General features: G+C 71.4%; 18 protein-coding genes. 10 read left to right on the top strand and 8 right to left on the bottom strand.

Annotated elements, in window-relative coordinates; translation table 11 throughout:
• Positions 1-84: 84 nt before the first annotated feature.
• Positions 85-846, top strand: coding sequence for a class I SAM-dependent methyltransferase (locus tag QSK25_RS07290; RefSeq protein ID WP_352235717.1), 762 nt, complete (start codon positions 85-87; stop codon positions 844-846).
• On the opposite strand, the gene pgfA (QSK25_RS07295) is transcribed toward QSK25_RS07290, so the two are convergent.
• Positions 830-1,786: a cell envelope lipid trafficking protein PgfA gene (gene pgfA, locus QSK25_RS07295; protein WP_285635103.1), complete on the bottom strand. Its 957-nt coding sequence runs from the start codon at positions 1,784-1,786 to the stop codon at positions 830-832. The two genes, QSK25_RS07290 and pgfA (QSK25_RS07295), sit on opposite strands and share 17 nt — an antisense overlap.
• 534 nt (positions 1,787-2,320) lie before the next feature.
• Here pgfA (QSK25_RS07295) and QSK25_RS07300 point away from each other — a divergent pair.
• Complete coding sequence (locus tag QSK25_RS07300; protein ID WP_285635121.1) at positions 2,321-3,163, top strand: amidase family protein; 843 nt, start codon at positions 2,321-2,323, stop codon at positions 3,161-3,163.
• On the opposite strand, the gene pgfA (QSK25_RS07305) is transcribed toward QSK25_RS07300, so the two are convergent.
• Positions 3,148-4,260 (bottom strand): cell envelope lipid trafficking protein PgfA, encoded by a 1,113-nt coding sequence (gene pgfA, locus QSK25_RS07305; RefSeq protein WP_285635123.1) that lies wholly within the window; start codon positions 4,258-4,260, stop codon positions 3,148-3,150. The genes QSK25_RS07300 and pgfA (QSK25_RS07305) overlap by 16 nt on opposite strands.
• Before the next feature lie 262 nt (positions 4,261-4,522).
• Here pgfA (QSK25_RS07305) and QSK25_RS07310 point away from each other — a divergent pair, with 262 nt between their 5' ends.
• On the top strand, positions 4,523-5,656 hold the full coding sequence (locus QSK25_RS07310) for a WD40/YVTN/BNR-like repeat-containing protein (protein ID WP_285635125.1): 1,134 nt from the start codon (positions 4,523-4,525) through the stop codon (positions 5,654-5,656).
• A 140-nt stretch (positions 5,657-5,796) separates the two neighbouring features.
• Here QSK25_RS07310 and QSK25_RS07315 read toward each other — a convergent pair whose 3' ends face one another.
• Together QSK25_RS07315 and QSK25_RS07320 are read right to left on the bottom strand one after the other, a co-directional pair.
• Positions 5,797-7,275 carry a family 43 glycosylhydrolase gene (locus tag QSK25_RS07315; RefSeq protein ID WP_285635126.1) on the bottom strand — a complete coding sequence of 493 codons (1,479 nt, stop codon included), beginning with the start codon at positions 7,273-7,275 and terminating at the stop codon, positions 5,797-5,799.
• A gap of 113 nt (positions 7,276-7,388) precedes the next feature.
• Positions 7,389-7,703 (bottom strand): hypothetical protein, encoded by a 315-nt coding sequence (locus tag QSK25_RS07320; protein ID WP_285635128.1) that lies wholly within the window; start codon positions 7,701-7,703, stop codon positions 7,389-7,391.
• A 108-nt stretch (positions 7,704-7,811) separates the two neighbouring features.
• On the opposite strand from QSK25_RS07320, the gene QSK25_RS07325 reads away from it, so the two are divergent.
• Complete coding sequence (locus tag QSK25_RS07325) at positions 7,812-8,624, top strand: NAD(P)H-dependent oxidoreductase (protein ID WP_285635134.1); 813 nt, start codon at positions 7,812-7,814, stop codon at positions 8,622-8,624.
• A gap of 28 nt (positions 8,625-8,652) precedes the next feature.
• Here the strand turns inward: QSK25_RS07325 and QSK25_RS07330 are convergent, their stop codons facing one another.
• From QSK25_RS07330 to QSK25_RS07345, 4 genes are read right to left on the bottom strand one after another with little or no spacing between them, the layout of a single operon-like run.
• Positions 8,653-9,090: an ankyrin repeat domain-containing protein gene (locus QSK25_RS07330; protein ID WP_285635136.1), complete on the bottom strand. Its 438-nt coding sequence runs from the start codon at positions 9,088-9,090 to the stop codon at positions 8,653-8,655.
• A complete protein-coding gene (locus QSK25_RS07335; RefSeq protein ID WP_285635138.1) occupies positions 9,087-11,282 on the bottom strand; it encodes a catalase in 2,196 nt (731 codons plus the stop codon). The genes QSK25_RS07330 and QSK25_RS07335 overlap by 4 nt, the downstream gene beginning before the upstream one ends.
• A gap of 55 nt (positions 11,283-11,337) precedes the next feature.
• Positions 11,338-11,751 carry a hypothetical protein gene (locus QSK25_RS07340; RefSeq protein WP_285635141.1) on the bottom strand — a complete coding sequence of 138 codons (414 nt, stop codon included), beginning with the start codon at positions 11,749-11,751 and terminating at the stop codon, positions 11,338-11,340.
• 33 nt (positions 11,752-11,784) lie between these two features.
• Positions 11,785-12,978 carry a cytochrome P450 gene (locus QSK25_RS07345; protein ID WP_285635143.1) on the bottom strand — a complete coding sequence of 398 codons (1,194 nt, stop codon included), beginning with the start codon at positions 12,976-12,978 and terminating at the stop codon, positions 11,785-11,787.
• 301 nt (positions 12,979-13,279) lie between these two features.
• Here QSK25_RS07345 and QSK25_RS07350 point away from each other — a divergent pair, with 301 nt between their 5' ends.
• The 6 genes from QSK25_RS07350 to QSK25_RS07375 are packed head-to-tail and all read left to right on the top strand — an operon-like array spanning position 13,280 to position 19,196.
• Positions 13,280-13,723 (top strand): DUF4383 domain-containing protein, encoded by a 444-nt coding sequence (locus QSK25_RS07350; protein WP_285635145.1) that lies wholly within the window; start codon positions 13,280-13,282, stop codon positions 13,721-13,723.
• Positions 13,704-14,630: an NAD-dependent epimerase/dehydratase family protein gene (locus QSK25_RS07355; RefSeq protein ID WP_285635148.1), complete on the top strand. Its 927-nt coding sequence runs from the start codon at positions 13,704-13,706 to the stop codon at positions 14,628-14,630. Before QSK25_RS07350 ends, QSK25_RS07355 begins: the two co-directional genes overlap by 20 nt.
• A 9-nt stretch (positions 14,631-14,639) precedes the next feature.
• Entirely contained in the window at positions 14,640-16,235 is a 1,596-nt protein-coding gene (locus QSK25_RS07360; RefSeq protein WP_285635151.1) for a carbamoyltransferase family protein, read from the top strand.
• The gene (locus tag QSK25_RS07365) at positions 16,232-17,131 is read left to right on the top strand and encodes a glycosyltransferase family 2 protein (RefSeq protein ID WP_352235712.1); all 900 of its coding nucleotides are present in this window, start codon (positions 16,232-16,234) and stop codon (positions 17,129-17,131) included. The genes QSK25_RS07360 and QSK25_RS07365 overlap by 4 nt, the downstream gene beginning before the upstream one ends.
• A complete protein-coding gene (locus tag QSK25_RS07370) occupies positions 17,128-18,027 on the top strand; it encodes a glycosyltransferase family 9 protein (protein WP_285635154.1) in 900 nt (299 codons plus the stop codon). The genes QSK25_RS07365 and QSK25_RS07370 overlap by 4 nt, the downstream gene beginning before the upstream one ends.
• Positions 17,988-19,196, top strand: a complete 1,209-nt coding sequence (locus QSK25_RS07375; protein WP_285635157.1) for a UDP-glucose dehydrogenase family protein — start codon at positions 17,988-17,990, stop codon at positions 19,194-19,196. Before QSK25_RS07370 ends, QSK25_RS07375 begins: the two co-directional genes overlap by 40 nt.
• The last annotated feature ends 30 nt before the right edge of the window (positions 19,197-19,226 follow it).

The following is a 19,226-nucleotide window of genomic DNA, read 5'->3' on the forward strand; positions in this document are numbered from 1 at the left end:
GTAATCAGGGCAACGCGACATCTGCCTCTCCCGGTGCTAGGTTACTGTCAAGTAGCCATGGTAGACGGAATGCGGGAGATGGCAATGGTCGAGATCGGTTCAGTTTCGACCCCTGGAAAGTTGTGGAAGCCAACTTTCCGGCGTTCTGTTCGGCTTTTTCGCGCATTTCTGAAAGAACAGTCCGACCCCGACCACTTCTACCGGATCCTGGCGGATGACTCGGTCGCCCAGGTGTCGTCGTACGTGTCCCTGCAGGGCGCGGTCGTGCTGGACGTCGGGGGCGGTCCCGGGTACTTCGCGGAGGCCTTCCGCGGTGCCGGCGCCCGGTACGTGGGTCTCGACCCGGACGTCGGCGAGCTGTCGGCGCGGGGTGAACCCGACCCCGGCATGATCCGCGCGAGCGGGACGGCGCTGCCGTTCCGCGACGGGTCGGTGGACGTCTGCTACTCGTCCAACGTCCTGGAGCACGTCGGTGACCCGTGGCTCATGCTGGCTGAGATGGTGCGTGTGACCAGGCCCGGAGGGACCGTCTTCCTGTCGTACACGCCGTGGTGGTCACCCTGGGGAGGCCACGAGACGGCGCCGTGGCACTTCGTCGGCGGTCACTACGCGCGACGCCGTTACGAGCGCCGCAACGGCAAACCGCCGAAGAACGCGTTCGGCACGTCGCTGTTCCCGGTGGGCGTCGGGGCGGTCCGGCGGTGGGCTCACCGCCAGACCGTCGCCGACGTGGTCGAGACGTTCCCCCGGTACCACCCGTGGTGGGCGAAGTGGATCACCCGCGTGCCGGTGGTCAGGGAGGTCGCCTCGTGGAATTTCGTGGTCGTGCTCAGGCGGCGTGCCTAGCGCGTCGCCCGAGGACGCCGATCGCGATTCCGGCGAGCAGCAGCACCAGGCCGACGGAAAGCAGGACGACCGGTCCGGTGCTGCTGATCAGGGTCAATTTGTCCCGCGCTTCCGAGGCGCGTTCCACCGATTCTTTGACGGTCTTCTCGTTGAACGTCAAAGTGGCGTCGAGCAGCACCGTTCCTTCTTTTCCATCCGGCCCGACGAGCACCTGCCGCTGCTGTTCGGAGCCCTTGATGATGATGCCGCTGGCCGGCTCCACCCACATGGTCCGGGTGTTCTGGTAGCGGCGCTCCGCCTTGACCGAGGCCTCGGTGCTGTTCACCAGGGTGCCGGGCACCTCCTGGTCGCGGAACTTGGTCGACGGGATCTTCTGGACGAACTTGTAGACCTCGAGCCCGTTGAGCTGTTCCGTGCCCTCGTACCGCGCGGTCGACGCCTTGCGCAGCGTGGTGTCGAAGTACTCGTAGTCCTGGGGCTGCGTGCCGAACGGGAACTTGTAGTTCAGCCCCTCCTGGCGGACCTTCTTGTCGTCCTCGGTCGGGTCGCCCTCGGCGTCCGTCACGTACTGCTGGGTGCAGTTCTGCAGCGCCATGTTCGTCCGCCGGTCGAGGCACACGCGGTGCTTCATCGCGGAGACGAGCTGGTTCTCCGAGTCGGTGACGACCAGGCCCTGGTCCCACACCATCACGTCACCGTCGACCTGGGCCTCCGGCCTGGTCAGGTTGCTCTCGACCTTGCGGGTCGCCGTCAGCCGCGCGTCCCGGACGACGAGTTCCTTGGGGTAGAAGACCTTCGCCGCGCCTTCCGCGACGGATTCCGTCTTCTGGTCGAGCGGCACGACGGCGAGCTCGGGGTACACGTAGAAGCGCAGGACTGCTCCGAGCGCCAGCGAGAAGATGCCCAGTCCTACCAGCACGAGGCTCGCAACACGTCGCACTCGTCCTCCTTCCAGGTGTGTGCCGACTGTGAGAGGGAGGTCACAGTGGCGAGGAAACTACCGGACAGTAACCTCTGCGCAACCCTTCGGTCGGGGTGACTCAGGTCATCTTGATCGGTCCGCGTGGAGAAAGAAGCTACTCGGCCGCCGCAACGTGGAGCCGTTCGGCGGAACCCCTGCTGTCCAACGGGTAGCGGCTGAATGAAGGAGTTCCTTACTCGTCGGCGACGATGCCGGAGGAAGAGACACGTGGAAGAAACCCCTGTGTGCTATCCCGGAGCAGTTGAGCAGGCCCGGCTGCTCGCGCGCGGTACGACGACCGCAGCAGAACTCCTTGCTGCGGCGCAACATCGGCTGGGTTCCCGGCGTCACGTTTTCACAGATGTCGATTTGGTGGCCGCCCGGCGCAGTGCTGAGGAGGCCGATCGGCGGTTGGCGGCGGGGGAGCGCGGACGACTGCTCGGCCTGCCTTTGGCGGTCGAGGATTCCTTGCCCCGTTCGGCTTTCGACGCACTGGCGGCGGCCGGAGCCGTCGTGATCGGACGGACCTCGTCGGCCGAACGCCACCGCAACCCCACGCCCGGCATCCCCGCCACGGCGCTCGATCCGAAGGTGTCCGGCACCGCGGTCGCCGTCGCCACCGGCGTGGTGTCCGGGGTCCTGGCCCGCCGCGCGCCCGGAGCCGGGCAGGTGCCCGCGGGCGGTGCCGGTGTGGTCGGCTTCGAGACGTCCGGCGGATCCGGTGTGGTGGCGCGGAAGGTGGCCGACGTGGCGCACGTCGTGCACGGGCTCGGCTGGGAGGCCGCGCCCGCGGACCGTCCACTGAGGATCGGTGTGTCGTTGCGCGGCGTCTCGGTGACCACTCGAACGCGCGCGCCCATGCGGCGGGTCGTCGAGGACGTCGCCGCGCTGTTGTCGTTGCACGTCGACGAAGTGGTGGACCACGACCCGCACCTCGCCAGCGAGGCCCGGCTCCTGCTGGCGCCGCACCTCGCGGCCGGGCCCCGGGAACTGGAACTGCTCGGCCGGGTCGTGCCCGGGCCCCTGAGGGGCGTCTGCCGATCGCTGCGTGCCGCGGAACGGGAGATGCTGAACCACATGTTCGCGGGTGTCGACGTGCTGGTGACACCGGGGCACACCGGCCCGGCCGAGACGACGTCGCTGCCCGGCGGTGTCCTGGTGCGCAACGGCGCCACGTCGCCGTTCACCCCGCTCTGGCGGGTCAGCGGCTACCCGGCCGTGTCCGTGCGCGCGGGTTCCGACGCCGACGGCAATCCGTTGCCGGTGACGCTGATCGCCGTCCCGAGGGCGGAGGGAGAACTGCTGAGGGTCGCCCGGATCGTCGAGGCGGAAGGCACTGCTCATCGCAGCCCGTAGTCGACGTTCGTCGACGACACGACGTTCTTGAGGTCGAGCGAACCGTCCGGGTCGCTGGCGTTGGTGACGCCGTAGGTGATCGCGCCCGCGAGGCACGCACCGAACACCAGCGCCAGCGCTCCGGCCACGAGTCCGCGCCGCCACCGGAGCAGCAGCACGGCGCCGGCCGCGAGCAGAGCGGCGCCGGCGGCGAGCAGCACCGCGGGCAGCACGGTGATCATGAAGAGCTTCGGCAGGTTCTGCTTGACCTGGTCCACGTTCGCGGTGACCGAGGCGTTGGTCAGGCCCAGTTCCCCGGCGAACACCGGGGTTCCCGCGCCCTCGGCCTGCGCGGCGGTGCGCAGTTCCTGGCGGATGTCCTCGCGGACCGAGAGCACGGCGCCGGTCCTGGGTTCGACCAGCAGCGTGCGGGTGACGCCGTAGTACTGGGTGACGTCCACCGACGACTCGGCGCTGCCGACGAGCGCACCGGGAACCGCGAACCGGCCGAGCGCCGTCGGCGGGATCGTGTGCGCGAACCGGTACACGTCGAGTCCTTGCAGCAGCTGCTCGCCGGCGAAGTGGATGGCGACCGGGCGGTTCAGCACCGTGTCGTACCAGTCGTGGTCGCGCTGCTCGGTGCCGAACGGGAAGACGAAGTTGAGGCCCGGCTGCAGGAGTGACCGGCCCTCCGCGGTGATCCGCTTGCCCTGCTCGGTCTCGTAGAACTCGCCGCGGCAGGGCGCGACCGCCTCGCCGGTGCGGCGGTCGAGGCAGACCTTGCGCACCTCGGCGCTGAGCACGAGCCCGTCCGCGTCCTCCTTGACGATCGTCGCCCGCTTCCACACGGTGACGTCGCCGTTCTCCTTGACCTCCGGCGCGGCGAGGTCTCCCTCCACGTGCGTGGTCGCGGTGAGGCTGAGGTCGTGCCGGACCTCCGGCGCGGCACCCGGCGGGTACACGACGGCGGTGACCCCTTCTCCTCGTGAGATCGAAACGGTGTTGATGTCGTGCTGCAGCTTCGCCAGCAGGGGATAGGCGTGCAGCTGCAGCACGAGGCCCGCCGCGGCGGCGAAGGCGCCGAGTCCGAGCAGGGCGGCGACGACTGCGGTTCGCACAGGTCCTCACAAGTATTCGGTTGGCAGGGAGGCGTGTCCGTGAGGCGCGATTTCCGGTAACCGTGCGTTCAGTTCTACCCGGTTCGTGAGCTAGATCACAAGGGCATACCTGAATCCCATTCGGGTTACCTCGCCGCGACGGCTGGGACACGATCACCGCTCGGTTGGGTCAAGGTGCCCCGAACCCCTGGTGTGCCACCGGTTCGCGTGGCTGGATCGACCGCGCACCAGTCCTGTTCGACTCGAAGAGCTTGGGGGATCCATGAGAGTTCGAAGATGGTCGGCCGTCGCCTTGTCGGTCGCGGCCGTCGTGTCCGCCGCGATTCCGGCCACCGCGCAGCCCGCGTGGCGCCTGGGGCAGATCCCGCAGACCGCGGTGACGAGCATCCTCCGCGACGTGGCCGCCGTCGACGCCGGGAACGCCTGGGCGGTCGGCACGGAGGCGTACGACCCCGCGCAGGAGAGCTCGACCGGCGTTCCCCTGATGCTGCGGTGGGACGGGAGCGGCTGGTCGCGCACCTCGCTCCCGGTCACGCCGGAGCGGGTGGCGTTCCAGCGCGTCGCCGCGTCGTCCGCGCAGGACGTCTGGGTCAAGGGATCGCCGCTGTACCCGAACGGCAGCGTGGTGCTGCTGTGGCGCTACGACGGCCAGACGTGGACCGAGGTGCCGTTCCCGCCCGGAGCCACGCCGAGCGAGCTGTCGATCCGCGACATGTCCGTTGTGGACGGTCACGTGTGGCTGGTGGGTCACCGCGGCAACGCGCCGGTGTTCCACGAGTGGGACGGGACCTCCTGGGTGGAGCACCGGCCACCGACGGAGTGCGTCGCCGGTGGCGGTTTCCCGAACTTCTGCTTCGTCAACACCGTCAAGGCGTTCGCTCCCGACGACGTGTGGGCGGCGGGCAACGGGTGGTGGAACGGGTTCATGGGCCCGGTGCTGTTCCACTGGAACGGCACGGCGTGGCGGACCGTCGACATCGGACTGAACCAGCAGCAGCTGACGATCCAGTCGCTGGACGGGGTGTCCTCGAAGGACATCTGGGCGGTCGGGGACAGCGGGGGCATGGGTTCCGGCAACGTCGTCGTGCGGGGAGACGGCACCACGTGGCAGACCGTCGGGGGCTTGCAGACGCCCAGCACCCCCGCCGTCGCCGTCGGCGCGAACGGCGTCCCCCAGGTCGTCGCCCGCATCCCGCTCCCGACGTTCCGCTCGTACGGCCCGGCGGGCTGGACGATGGCGATGGCACCCGTCCCGGCGGGCACCTCCAGCACGGAGTACACGGCCATCACCGCGGTGCCGGGGACGAACCGGATGATCGCCGTCGGGTCGGCGGGGGTGCAGGGCACGAGCCCGCTCCGGCTGCGGGCGGTGATCGCCGAGTACGTGAGCCGGTGAGTCCCGTGCCGCGGCCGTCCGCTCCGGCGGGGCGGCCGCGGCCGCCGCGGGGGAGCAAGGACGGAAACCGCGGCGACCGCGTCGCGTGCCACTCGGGTGACGGGAGAGGCTGCTGCCGAGGGCCTCTCCCGTCACGCGTGTCAGCGATGCGCCACCGCGAAGTCGTCGAACGCGGCACCGGTGCCGAAGACGCGGACCCCGTTGGCGCCACTGGCGAAGCTCGTGTCGGTGACCGAGATCTTCGGTGCGGTCAGGTCGCCGACATACACCCTGATCGACGAGCCGACGGCCTCCACCCGCAGGTGGTGCCGGACGTCCGGCCGCACGGTCACCGGTGCCGACGCGAGCTGCGTCCAGTTGTTGTCGGCCTTGCCGAGCACGACCCGTCCGCTGCCGGTGATCCCGGCGTAGTAGCCGCGGTAGGCGTCCGTGCCGGTGGCCGCCTGCGTCACGCGGAACACGACCCCGCTGTCACCGTTCGCCGACCGGGGCGTGACGTGGGCGTCCTGCACGAAGTCGGTGAAGTTCGTGTCCAGCAACGACTTCCCGCCGAACGACGCGCCGGTCTCGTACCGTCCGCCGCGCGCTGTCCAGGTGCCGCCGTGCGTGGTCCAGCCGATGGCGTTGCCGTCGTCGAAGTTGTCCTTGACCCGCATGGTGACGGGCTGGATGGTGCCGTCGGCGTTGAACGTCATGCGGTCGTAGGCGAGCTGCCGGTCGTTGGCGCCGGAGCGGCTCAACGGGCGGCGGTGGTAGACGATGTACCAGATGTCGGTGCCGGGCACGTTGATCACGGAGTTGTGGCCGGAACCCCGTGCCACGGCGGAGTCCTGGGCGAGGACGCGGCCGATCTTGGTGAACGGGCCGGTGGGGGAGTCGGAGATCGCGTACGCCACGGCGTAGTTCGGGCCGGTCCAGCCGTCCTCGGACCACATGAAGTAGTACCTGCCGTCGCGTTTGAACATCTGTGAGCCCTCGGTGAAGTTCGCCGGGGTGATCTCCTTGTACGTGCTGCCGTCGGGGAACGTGCCGAGGCTCGTCATGTCGGCGTTGAGCTTCACGACGTTCGCGTGGCCCCAGCCGCCGTAGTACAGGTACGCCTGGCCGTCGGAGTCGACGAAGACGTCCTGGTCGATGGGCTGCGCGCCGTTGACGAACTGGCTGATCAGCGGCTTGCCGATGGCGTCGCGGTAGGGGCCTTCCGGGCGGTCGGCGACGGCGACGCCGATGCCGCCGAGTTCGGAGTTGCCCTGGATGTCGTTGGCGCCGAAGTAGAGGTAGTACCGGCCGTCGCGTTCGACCGGGGCGGGTGCCCAGACCGCGCGGCGGGCCCAGGAGACGTTCGCCTTGGTGAGGACGTCGGGGTGCTTGGTCCAGGTGACGAGGTCGGCCGAGGAGAAGGCGTCGAGGTAGGTCTGCTCGTCGTAGGGGCGCGACGAGGTGGGAAAGACCCAGTACCGGCCGCCGTAGACCGCGACGTCCGGGTCGGCGTACCACCCGTCGACGAAGGGGTTGCCGGCCTCGGCCGTCGAGAAGTCGGGCGGTGCGGGCACGGCGGCCGCGGGCACGCCGCCGAGCAGGGAGAGCGCCAAGGCCGTCACCACGATCTTTGACGTCACGTGTCGTCCAATCCGCAGGGGAGTGTTTACAACGTTGTAATCACGTCGTGCACCGATCCAAACACTCTCCGTCGACGACTGTCCAGCAATCAGCGCGGACGCCGCCGCACGGCCTACGAGGCGGAGGGTGGTGTGAGCGCGTCCAGGCCGTCCTGCCACCGCCGGCGCCGCTGCCCGGGAGTCTGTTCCCACCAGGGGGTGCCGCGCTCGCCGAGGGCGGTCTTCGCGAGGTGCACCCGTGCCCGGGCATCCCGCTCCGCGCCGGCGTCCTGGGCGCGCAGGGCGGCGCCGACGTCGCGGCGGGCCGCCATCAGCAGGCTGCGCAGCCGTGCGGCCTGCTCCGGAGGGACCTCGGGGTCGGTCGCCCGCCACCGCCGGCCGTTGATCACCACGAAGTGCCCGTCCGGGGTCAGCTCCGGTTCAGTCACCACACCAGGATCGCACCGATCGCCGGAGCACGCGGTCCCGGACGAACACGCATGCTTCGCGGACGCGCTGCGATGTTGCGCCACGCCGCCGCGGACTTCACTGGGATCATGACGATCGTTCATCCGCCGACGCCGGGCAACGCCCTGTGGGTGTACGCGCACCCGCGCCGCGACTCGCTGAACGCCCACCTCCTGCACGCCGGCTCGAAGGCCCTGTCGCAGCGGTACGACGTGACGGTCTCGGACCTCTACGCCCAGGGGTTCGACCCGGTCCTGTCGAACCGCGACCTGGGAGAGTTGTCCGGGAAACCGGGCAACCTGGTCGAACTGGTCGCGGACGCCTACGCGAGCGGTCAGTTGCCCGCCGACGTGCGGGAGGAACAGGCGAGGCTCGCGGCGGCCGAACTGCTGGTGCTGCAGTTCCCGCTCTGGTGGTACGGGCCGCCGGCGATGCTGAAGGGGTGGTTCGACCGGGTGCTCACCGGCGGGTTCGCCTACGGGGACGACGATCCCGAGCTGGGTGTGCCGCGCCGGTACGGCGACGGCGGGCTGGCCGGGCGGAAGGCGTTGATCGTGGTCACCGCCGGCGAGGACGCGAACTCCATCGGCCCGCGCGGCATCAGCGGCGACCTGGACTCCCTGCTGTTCCCGATCACCCACGGCGTTCTCTGGTACGTCGGGATCGAGGCGCTGGACCTGCACGTGGTCCACGACGCCGATTCGCTCGACGCCGCCGGGGTGGACCACCAGGCCGAGCGCCTGGCCGCCAGGATCAGCGGCCTCGCGGACGAGCAGGGGCGCCGGTTCCGGCGCCTGCGGGACGGTGACTACGCGGGCAGCCGGGCGTTGCACGAGGACCTGGCGCCCGGCCGCACCGACCTGGGGATCCACCTGGCCGACGAGCACGGTGGGGGAACGTGACCGCGAACCTCCCCCACCGCACCCCTCGTCAGTCCCGGGTCGCGGCCGCTGCCGTGCTTCCCGGTTCGGGCGCCCGCACGCCCTGAAGCAGCGCCAGCATCTCCGGGAGGTCGAAGAAGCGGGCGACGTCCACCGCGGACCTCGGTCCCAGCGCCGGGTCCGCCCCCGCGTCGAGCAGGAGCTCGACGACGGGCCGGGAGCGGCGGAAGACCGCCGCTCCCAGTGCTGTCTGCCCCCGGTCGTTGACGCGCCCGGTGTCCGCGCCTCGTGCCAGCAACGCCCGGACGGTGTCCGGATGGCAGTGGTAGGCGGCGAGGATCAGCAGGGAGTCGCCCGCGCCGTTGGTGAGGTTCACCGGCACGCCGTCGTCGATGCACGCTCCCAGCCGGCTCGCATCACCCGAGCGGGCCAGGTCGAACATCGAGCGGAGGAAGGAGAGCTCCTGCTCGGTCAGCGCGCTCGTCACGACACGGCCGCCGGGAAGCGGTTCCACACGCGGTGGCCGCCGAGCAGGGTCGCGACCGCGCCGAACACCTTCGACGCGTCGTCGCCGGTCACGACTCCCTCGCCGGTGCACCCGGCGGCGTCGACGACGGCGCGTCCGGCACCCCAGGCGCCGATGGCCTTCGCGTGGCGGAAGCACTCCTGGATCATCAGGTCGACCCGCGGGTCCGCGACGCCGCCGGTCACCAGCAGCGCGTCGAACTCGACGGAGCGCGCGGTGAGGAACGTGCGCTGCGCGACCAGTCCGCTGTCGCCGATCGGGCCGCCGGTCGGGGCGATCAACAACGGCACCATGCCGCCCGCGAGGATCGTCTCGCGGACCGTGCGGACACCGTCGAGATCGGCCGGGTCGACGACGATCCCGATCATGCGGCCGTCGGCGGGCCAGGTCTGCCCGAGCTGCGACAGCGCGGGGCTGGGCGCGACCTTCCTCGTCCGCGCGGCGGCCGGGGCGGGCAGGCCGAGGCCGAGCGCGACCCTCTCGCACAGCACCGGGTCGACCTGGGCGAGCACCTGCAGCTCACGTTCCTTGATCGCCTGCTCGTAGCACTTGCCGAGCTCGAACGTGAACGCGTCGACGAGGTGGTCCTTCTCGGTGGGCGAGAGGCTCAGCCAGAACAGCCTCGGCTGGGTGAAGTGGTCGGCGAACGACGCGGGTGCCTCCCTGACCTTCACCGCCTTCGGCAACGGCTGCGCGACCTCGACCAACGGGCGGTCCTCCGGCTTCGCGACGAACGGGTTGCCGCCGTCGAGGGTGTTCGGCCGGTAGGGGGCGACGCCGGCGTGCACCGCGTGCTGGTGGTACCCGTCGCGGAACATGTCGTTGACCGGCACGTGCGGGCGGTTGATCGGGATCTGGTTGAAGTTCGGCCCGGCGAGCCTCGTCAGCTGGGTGTCCAGGTAGGAGAACAGCCGCGCCTGCAGCAGCGGGTCGTCGGTGACGTCGATGCCGGGCACGAGGTTGCCGAGGTGGAACGCCACCTGCTCGGTCTCCGCGAAGTAGTTGGACGGGTTGCGGTTCAGCGTGAGCATGCCGACCGGCTGCACCGGCGCGAGCTCCTCCGGCACGATCTTGGTCGGGTCGAGCAGGTCAATGCCCTCGAACGTCTGCCGGGGCGTGTCGGGCATGACCTGCAGGCCGAGCTCCCACTGCGGGTAGGCGCCGGACTCGATGGCGTCGGCGAGGTCGCGGCGGTGGAAGTCGGGGTCGAAGCCGCCGAGCATCTGCGCCTCCTCCCAGACCAGGGAGTGCACGCCCAGCTTGGGCTTCCAGTGGAACTTGGCGAGCGCGGTCTCGCCTTCGGCGTTGACGAGCCGGAACGTGTGGACGCCGAAACCCTCCATCGTGCGGTAGGAACGCGGGATGCCGCGGTCCGACATGTTCCACATGACGTGGTGGGTGGCCTCGGTGTGCGTGGACACGAAGTCCCAGAACGTGTCGTGCGCGCTCTGCGCCTGCGGGATCTCGCGGTCGGGATGTGGCTTGCCCGCGTGGATCACGTCCGGGAACTTGATCCCGTCCTGGATGAAGAACACCGGGATGTTGTTGCCCACCAGGTCGAAGTTGCCCTCGGAGGTGTAGAACTTCGTCGCGAACCCGCGGGTGTCGCGAACGGTGTCGGCCGAGCCGCGCGAGCCCAGCACCGTCGAGAACCGCACGAACACGGGTGTTTCGACGCCGTCGCCGAGAAAGCGCGCCATGCAGACATTCGCGGCCGTGCCGTAGCCGACGAACACGCCGTGCGCGCCGTAGCCGCGGGCGTGCACGACGCGCTCCGGGATGCGCTCGTGGTCGAAGTGCATGACCTTCTCGCGCAAGTGGTGGTCCTGCAACAGCGTGGGGCCGCGTTCGCCCGCCTTCAGCGAGTGGTCGGTGTCGCGCAGCCGCGCGCCGGCCGAGGTCGTGAGGAACTCGCCCTGCTGTGCCATCGACGCCTGCGGGGCACCCGTCGGCGCGCCGGTGGGCGTGACCGTCTCCGGCCCCTTCTGGTCGGGCTTGGGCGGCAACGGGCCGCGCGGCTCGGTCGGCTCCTCCAGCGACGGCGGTTCACTGGCGGGAGCGCCGGGGATCGGCGGGTTCACCAGTTCGGTGACCTTGTCGACCGCCTTCTCCAGCGCTGCTTTCACGAGCTTGCCCGGCTTGTGGGTCGCCACGGCATCCTCCTCGACAACGGGAACGTCGCCGATGCGGTACCCGGCGGTGCGCGGCTCAACCACTTCGGCCGGATTCGTTTGTCCCGCTGGGTCGCGGGTAGTCGCGGCGACGGCGGTGGTCACGCGGGTGGTCGCCGCCGGCTGCGGCGTGCGCGACGTATTGGAGCCGGTTCATGGCGGCTGGCGGCCACTGCACCTCGACCTGCGGGAGGGCGAGCGGACGCGCCTGATGGCCGTCGCGCTGTCCCGGACGAGGGAGGTGCCCGGCGCGAAGAAGCTGCTGTGCCGCTGTCTCACGGGCAGCGCGGTGGGGCAGCGCACCGTCGACGACGTGCGCGCGTTGCCGGTGGAGCTCGGTGCCGTCGCCGCGGGGGAGCACATCGGCCTGCTCACCGCGTCCGGCCTGGCGGCGCTGGACGGGGTGGAGCTCGACGGCCGGGCCCGCGCCGAGCTGGTCCGGCTCGCGCACCGGGCCGGGGCGAGGGCGGCCCGACCGTCCTGCTCACCCCCGGACGCGGTCGCCCGCGGCGGTGACCGGCAACCGGAGCCCGAAGTGGTTGAGGGTGGCGGGCAGCGGCGCGGACAGCACCGGCAGGTCGAGGTGCTCGGTGAGCACGTCCAGCAACGTGCCCGCCGCGGTGAGCACGAGGTCGCGCCCGGGACACTCGCCGGGACCCGCGCTGAACGGGACGATCGCCGGATCGCGGGGGCCGTCCCAGATCTCCGGGGCGTACCGGTCGGCGAACGGCAGGCGGTCGGGGTCGCGGTGGAAGAACGGGGTGAACACCACGAAGGACGTGCCCGTCGGCAGCAGGGTTCCGTGCCACCGCGTGTGTTCGGTGCTCTCCCGCAGCAGCAACGGCGTCGTCGGCCACAGGCGAGCCGACTCCAGCACGCCCCGCGCACCGGTACCGCCGATCGCGAGCGCGCGCATGAGGACGATCCCGGCCGCGTCGAACGCGAACAGCCAGTGCGGTACCTGCTCGACGAGCTGCTCGGGCTCGGCGGTGGCCGCGAGGCTGCCCGCTTCGCGACGGTCGAGGTGGGCGCGCAGCCGTCGGCGGAAGCGGTCCTGCGCGGCCTCGGCCCGCGGGCTGAGGTACGCCCAGTTCGCGCGCTGCCGCAGGGCTTTCAGGGCGTCGGTCAGCTGGTCGTCCTGCCGGGCCGCGTTGCCGAGCACCAGGCGCCGCACGATCCGCCACCACGCCTGGTTCAGCGCGTGCCAGGTCAGCTCACCGGTGCTCCTCGCGTGCCGCACGAGGAGGTCGCCCTCGTCCCGCACGACTTCCTCGGCCGGGATGTTCGGCGGGCGCAGCACCGTTTCGTTGAACTCGCGCAGCTGCCGGCGGTGCGGCCCGCGCGTCACGATGAGGCCGTGCGGCTGGAAGTGCTCCAGCGCCGCGTTCTTCTCCTTGGTGGCGATGGAGAACGGCTCGGGTGACTCCGCGAGCAGCCGGCCCACGTCGGCGGGGTCGAGCAGCAGCGCGAGGCTGCGGCCCGTGACGCGCAGCCGCAGCGGTTCGGGACCGTAGCGGTCCCGCAGGGCGCGCATCGTGGCGATCGCGGTGGCGTCCGACCGCAGCTTCTCGGCCAGCGCCATCACCCGCGGGCGACGGACGACGGCGCCTTTGGCGATGGTCGGGAGCAGAACCGTGCCGAACACCCGGACCGTGTCGAAGCGCGACGCGATTGCCATGGATCCTCCTGGAACCTCGGATCTGAACGGCTACCCGGCCGCGAGCGTCGTCACCCCCTTCGCGTGTACATCGGTTCGCCCCGGGTAGTCGGGGGCTACGAGCAACCACTGTGGAGAGTTCACCCGTGCCCGGAGTCAGCCACGCCGACGAGTGGAACCGGGTGGTGGTCGAGTTCCGGCGAGAGGAGAACTGACATGAGGGCGGTCGTCCACCGGGACAACGAGGACACAGCGGCGCGGGAGGCCCTGGACGCGCGCGGAGACGGCTGGACCGAGGTCCTGCTGAAGCCGGGCCGCTGACATGGCGCGCACCGAGACGGACGAACGCAGGGCGGTCCAGAAGATCGCGCTGGTGGCGAGTGCGGTCTTCGCACTGGTGGGCATCGCCGGGTTCGTCCCCGGCCTGACCACGAACCACGACGGGCTGATGTTCGCCGGGCACGAGTCGCACGCGATGCTGCTGGGAGTGTTCGCCGTGTCCGTGCTGCACAACATCGTCCACCTCGCCTTCGCGGTGGTGGGGTTCCTGATGTCCCGCACGGTCGACGGGGCACATCGGTTCCTCATCGGCGGAGGAGCGGTCTACCTGGTGCTGTTCGTGTACGGGCTGGTCTTCGGGCACAGCACCGACCTGAACTTCGTACCGGTGAACCCGGCCGACAACTGGCTGCACCTGTTCCTGGGCGCCGGCATGATCTTCCTCGGACGGGCGGCGGGCCGCGGTCATGGCACCCACCGGCGGTGAACGGGTCGTCGTCACGGGCGGCGCGGGGTTTCTCGGCTCGCACGTCTGTGACGCGTTGACGGCGGAAGGCGCGCGGGTGGTCTGCGTGGACTCGTTGCGCACCGGGTCGCTGCGGAACGTGCCGGACGGCACCGGAATCGTGATCGCCGACGTGTCCCGGCCCCTGGACCTGCTCGGCCCCGTCGACCTGATCGTGCACCTGGCGTGCCCGGCCTCGCCCCCGGACTACCTGCGCACCCCGGTGGACACGTTGAGAACAGGCGGGTTCGGCACCTACCACGCGCTGGACCTGGCCCGCCGCAAGGACTGCCGGGTGGTGGTCGCGTCGACCAGCGAGGTCTACGGGGACCCGGAGGAGCACCCGCAGCGGGAGACCTACTGGGGTCACGTGAACCCGGTGGGGCCGCGCAGCGTGTACGACGAGGCCAAGCGGTTCGGTGAGGCGATGGCCACGGCCTTCCGGGCCGAACACTGTGTCGACGCCGGGATCGTGCGGATCTTCAACACCTACGGGCCGCGGATGCGCGCGCACGACGGGCGGATGATCCCGACGTTCCTGCGGCAGGCGCTGGCGGGCGAACCGCTGACGGTGCACGGGGACGGCCTGCAGACGCGGTCGCTGTGTCATGTGGACGATCTGGTGCGGGGGCTGCTCGCGATGGCCCGCAGCCGCCACCCGGGACCGATCAACCTCGGCAACCCGGCCGAGGTCACCGTCCTCGACGTCGCGCGCCGGACCATCGAGGTCACCGGCAGCGGGTCGGAGATCCGGCACGTCGAGCCGATGGTGGACGACCCACGCCGCCGGCGGCCGGACATCGGCCTGGCACAGGAGGTCCTCGGCTGGGAACCGAAGATCTCGCTGGAGGACGGGCTGCGCTCGTTTGCCCGGGAATTCGCCGGGTAGCCGCACGTCATGCGAGTTCTCGGGATCAACGCCGTGTTCCACGACCCGGCCGCGGCGCTCGTCGTCGACGGGGAGATCGCCGCCGCCGCGGAGGAGGAACGGTTCTCCCGCCGCAAGCACGGCAAGCGGCCGGTGCCGTTCTCGGCGTGGGAACAACCCGAGCTCTCCGCCCGCTGGTGCCTCGAGCGGGCCGGGCTCACGGCCGCCGACCTCGACGCCGTCGCGTACTCGTACGACCCGGACCTCGTCGACGCGGAGTACGCGCCGTGGGAGGACCTGCGCACGACCTACGCCCGCAAGGCCCCGAACTTTCTCGCCACCGCCCTGCCGGGACTCGATCCCGCGATCGTGCGGTTCGTGCCGCACCACGTCGCGCACGCCGCGTCCACCGGCCTCGCCGCGCCGTTCGGCGGGAACTGCGCCGTGCTGGTGGCGGACGGCCGCGGCGAATGCGGATCGCACCTCGCCGGCCGGTACGTGGACGGCGCGCTGACCACCCTCGCCTCGCAACGACTTCCGCACTCGCTCGGCCTGATGTACGAGGACCTGACCGAGCACCTCGGGTTCCTGCGCTCCAGCGACGAGTACAAGGTGATGGCCCTCGCCTCGCACGCCGAGCCCGTGCACCTCGACCTGTTGCGAGAGCACGTGGTGGTGCGCGACGGGGGGTTCGAGATCCGTCCGCTGGACTGGAACACCCTGGCCAAGCGGCGCGGGAAGCACGACGACCTGGCACAGGAGCACGCGGAGCTGGCGGCGAGCGTGCAGGCGCGCCTCGAGGAGGTGCTGCTGAGCCTCGTGACCTGGTTGCACGACCGCACCGGCGAGACCAGGCTCACGATGGCCGGCGGCGTCGCGCTGAACTGCGTGGCCAACACCCGGATCTTCGCGGACGGCCCGTTCGACGAGGTCTGGGTGCAGCCCGCCGCCGGCGACGCGGGCACGGCGCTGGGCGCCGCCCTGCACGTCAGCGAGGACGAGCTGACCCCGATGCCGGGGGCCGACCTCGGCAGGGGGTTCTCCGACGAGGAGATCGAGGCGGTCCTGCGGACGGCCGCCGTGCCGTACAAGCGGTCCGACGACATCGCGCTGGAGGCCGCCGAGGCGCTGGCCGCGAACAAGATCGTCGCCTGGTTCCAGGGTCGCTCCGAGTACGGCCCGCGGGCGCTGGGCCGCCGCTCGCTGTTCGCGAACCCCTGCTACGCAGAGAACCTGACGCGGCTCAACGACGTGAAGGGTCGCGAGCAGTTCCGCCCGGTGGCGCCGGTGGTGCTCGCCGAGCGCGCGAGCGAGGTGTTCACCCGAGGACCGATTCCCAGCCCGTACATGCTGTTCGTGCACGACGTCCGTCCGGAGTGGATTGACCGCGTCCCGGCCGTGGTGCACGTGGACGGCACGGCCCGCGCGCAGACCGTCTCCGGCGATCCGTTGCTGGAACGGCTGTTGCGCGTGTTCGAGGACCGCACCGGCGTCCCGGTCGTGGTGAACACCAGCCTCAACACCGCGGGCCGTCCGATGGTCGACACCCCGCGGGACGCGCTGGAGTGCTTCGGTTCCTCACCGATCGACCTGCTCGCCATCGGCCCCTTCGCGGTGCGCCGATGAGGTACTCGGTGGTCATCCCGACCGTGGGCCGCCCGAACCTGGACCGCCTGCTGGACTCCCTCGCCGAAGGCGACGGACCGGAGCCGCACGAGGTCATCGTGGTGGACGACCGCGTCACGCGGCTCGGCCCGGCGGCGGCGCGCAACACCGGCTGGCGCGCGGCGAGCGGCGACTGGGTGGCGTTCGTCGACGACGACGTGGTCCTCGCCTCCGACTGGAAGGCGCGGCTGTGCGCGGACCTGGCGGACCTGCCCGCCGACGTGGGCGCGAGCCAGGCGAGGATCGTCGTCCCGCTGCCGGGAGGCCGCCTGCCGACCGACGCCGAACGCGGCACGGCGGGGCTCGCGTCGGCGCACTGGATCACCGCGGACATGGCGTACCGGCGGGAGGCGCTGGCCAGGGCGGGTGGCTTCGACGAACGGTTCCCGCGCGCCTACCGGGAAGACGCCGAACTCGCGTTGCGCGTGCAGGAACTGGGATACCGGATCGTGCGCGGGTCCAGGGTGACGACACACCCGGTGAAGCCCGCGACCTTCCTGACCAGCGTCCGCGACCAGCGCGGCAACGCCGACGACGCGTTGCTGCGACGGCTGGCGGGACCGCGGTGGCGCTCCCGGATCGGGGGAGCGAGCGGACGGCTGCGGTCGCACGCGCTGACCACCGCGGCCGGTCTGCTGGCGGTCCTCTGCGGCGCACTGGGCCTGCGTCTCTGCGCCCGTGCGTGCGCGGCGGTGTGGGGCGGGCGAACGGCGTTGTTCGCGGCCGAGCGGATCGCACCCGGCCCGAAGACGGTGGACGAGATCGCCCGGATGGTCGTGACCAGCGCGCTGATCCCGCCCGTCGCGTGCTGGCACCGGCTGCGCGGGGAACTGAGGCACCGGCGGGTGCGGCCGTGAGGATCCTCGTGCTCCGGGCGCTCGGACTGGGTGACCTGCTGACGGCGGTGCCCGCGCTGCGGGGACTGCGGACCGCGTTCCCGCGGGCGGAGATCGCCCTGGCCGCACCGGCGTGGCTCGCCGACGCGGTCGACCGGGTGGACGCCGTGGACCGCCTGGTGCCGACGGAGGAACTCGCGCCGATCGACTACGACCGGCCCGATCTCGCGGTGAACCTGCACGGCCGCGGGCCGCAGAGCGTGCGCAGACTGCTCGACACCGGCCCGCACCGGCTCATCACCTACGGCGAGCAGGACGGCGACGAACGGGTGCTCGCGGCGCGGTGGCCGGACCAGCGGCACGAGATGCTGCGGTGGTGCGACCTGCTGCGGGGCAAGGCCATCCGCTGCGACCCCGACGACTTCCGGCTCCCCCCGGTGGGAGCCCGCACCGGCAAGATCGTGATCCACCCCGGTGCGAGCACGGGGGCGCGGCGGTGGCCGGTGGAGAGGTACGCGGCGGTCGCGCGGGCGCTGGGTCCCGAGGTGGTCGTGACGGCCGGACCGGGGGAACGGGCACTCGCCCGGCGGGTGAGCCGCACCGTCGTGGCCGGCACCCTCGCCGAACTCATGGACCTGGTCGCCACCGCGCGCCTGGTCATCTGCGGTGACACCGGTGTCGCCCACGTCGCCACCGCCTACCGCACACCGTCGGTCGTCCTGTTCGGCCCTGTCTCCCCGCGGCTCTGGGGACCTCGCCGGGGCCCGCACCGGGCGCTCTGGCACGGCAGGACCGGCGACACGTTCGCGGACGACCCCGATCCCGGCCTGCTGCGGATCACGGTCGACGAGGTCCTCGAAGTAGCCGGAGGTGTGTTGTGCGGATCGGCGTCATCGGTGCGGGCTACGTCGGCCTGACCACCGCCGCGTGCTTCGCGCGCCTGGGCCACCGGGTGGTCTGTGCCGACGTGGACGGGGCGAAGGTCGAGGCCCTGCGGGCGGGAGAGGTCGGGCTGCACGAGCCAGACCTGCCGGAACTCGTGGCCGAAGGGCTCGCGAACGGGCGGCTGGAGTTCGTGCACGGCACGAGTCTGTCCGATGTGGACTTCACGTTCGTCTGCGTGCCGACCCCGGAGGGCGACGACGGCGCGGCCGACCTCACGGCGGTCGAGGAGGTGCTGGGCCAGGTGACCTCCCGGGTGGTGCTGAAGTCGACCGTGCCGGTCGGCACGGGGGCACGGCACCCCGGCGTCGTGTCGAACCCCGAGTTCCTGCGCGAAGGTCACGCCGTCGAGGACTTCCTGCGTCCGCAACGGATCGTGGTCGGCGCCCGGCACGAGCGCGACGCCCGCGCGGTGGCCGACCTGTACGCGCGCACAGGCGCGCCCGTCGTGCTCACCGACAACACGAGCGCCGAGCTGGTGAAGTACGCCAGCAACTGCTTCCTGGCGCTGAAGCTGTCCTACGTCAACACGCTGGCCGAGCTGTGCGAGCGACTCGACGCGGACGTCGACGCGGTGACCGGGGGCATGCGGCTCGACGACCGGATCGGCGCGTCGTGCCTCGCACCGGGGCCGGGCTGGGGAGGTTCCTGCCTGCCCAAGGACACCCTCGCGCTGCTCGCCACGGCGCGCGCCGCGGACGTCGACTTCGCCACCCTCGAGGCCGCCGTCACGACCAACCGCCGCCAGCCGCACCGGGTCGCCGACGCGGTCCGCGCCGAACTCGGTGCGCTCACCGGCAGGCGGATCGCGTTGCTGGGGCTGACCTTCAAGGCGGGGACGAACGACCTGCGCGACTCACCGGCCCTCGCCGTCGCGGCCGTCCTGGCCCAGGAAGGCGCGGAACTCGTCGCCTACGACCCGTGCGTGAACGCGGACCTGCCCGGCATCACCGTCGCCGGCACCGCGGCGGAAGCCGCCACCGGGGCGGACGCGCTGCTGGTGCTGACGGAGTGGCCGGAGTTCGCGGAGCTCGACTGGCCCGACCTGGTGCGGCGGGTTCGCGGGCCGTTGATCGTCGACACCCGCGGTGTCGTGCCGGGGGACAAGGCGGTCCAGACGGGGTTCCGGCTCGTCAGGGGGTAGGCCGTGGCCCCAGGGGCGCCCGTGACAGGC

Source organism: Lentzea sp. NBRC 102530, from assembly GCF_030269365.1.
Classification (GTDB): domain Bacteria; phylum Actinomycetota; class Actinomycetes; order Mycobacteriales; family Pseudonocardiaceae; genus Lentzea.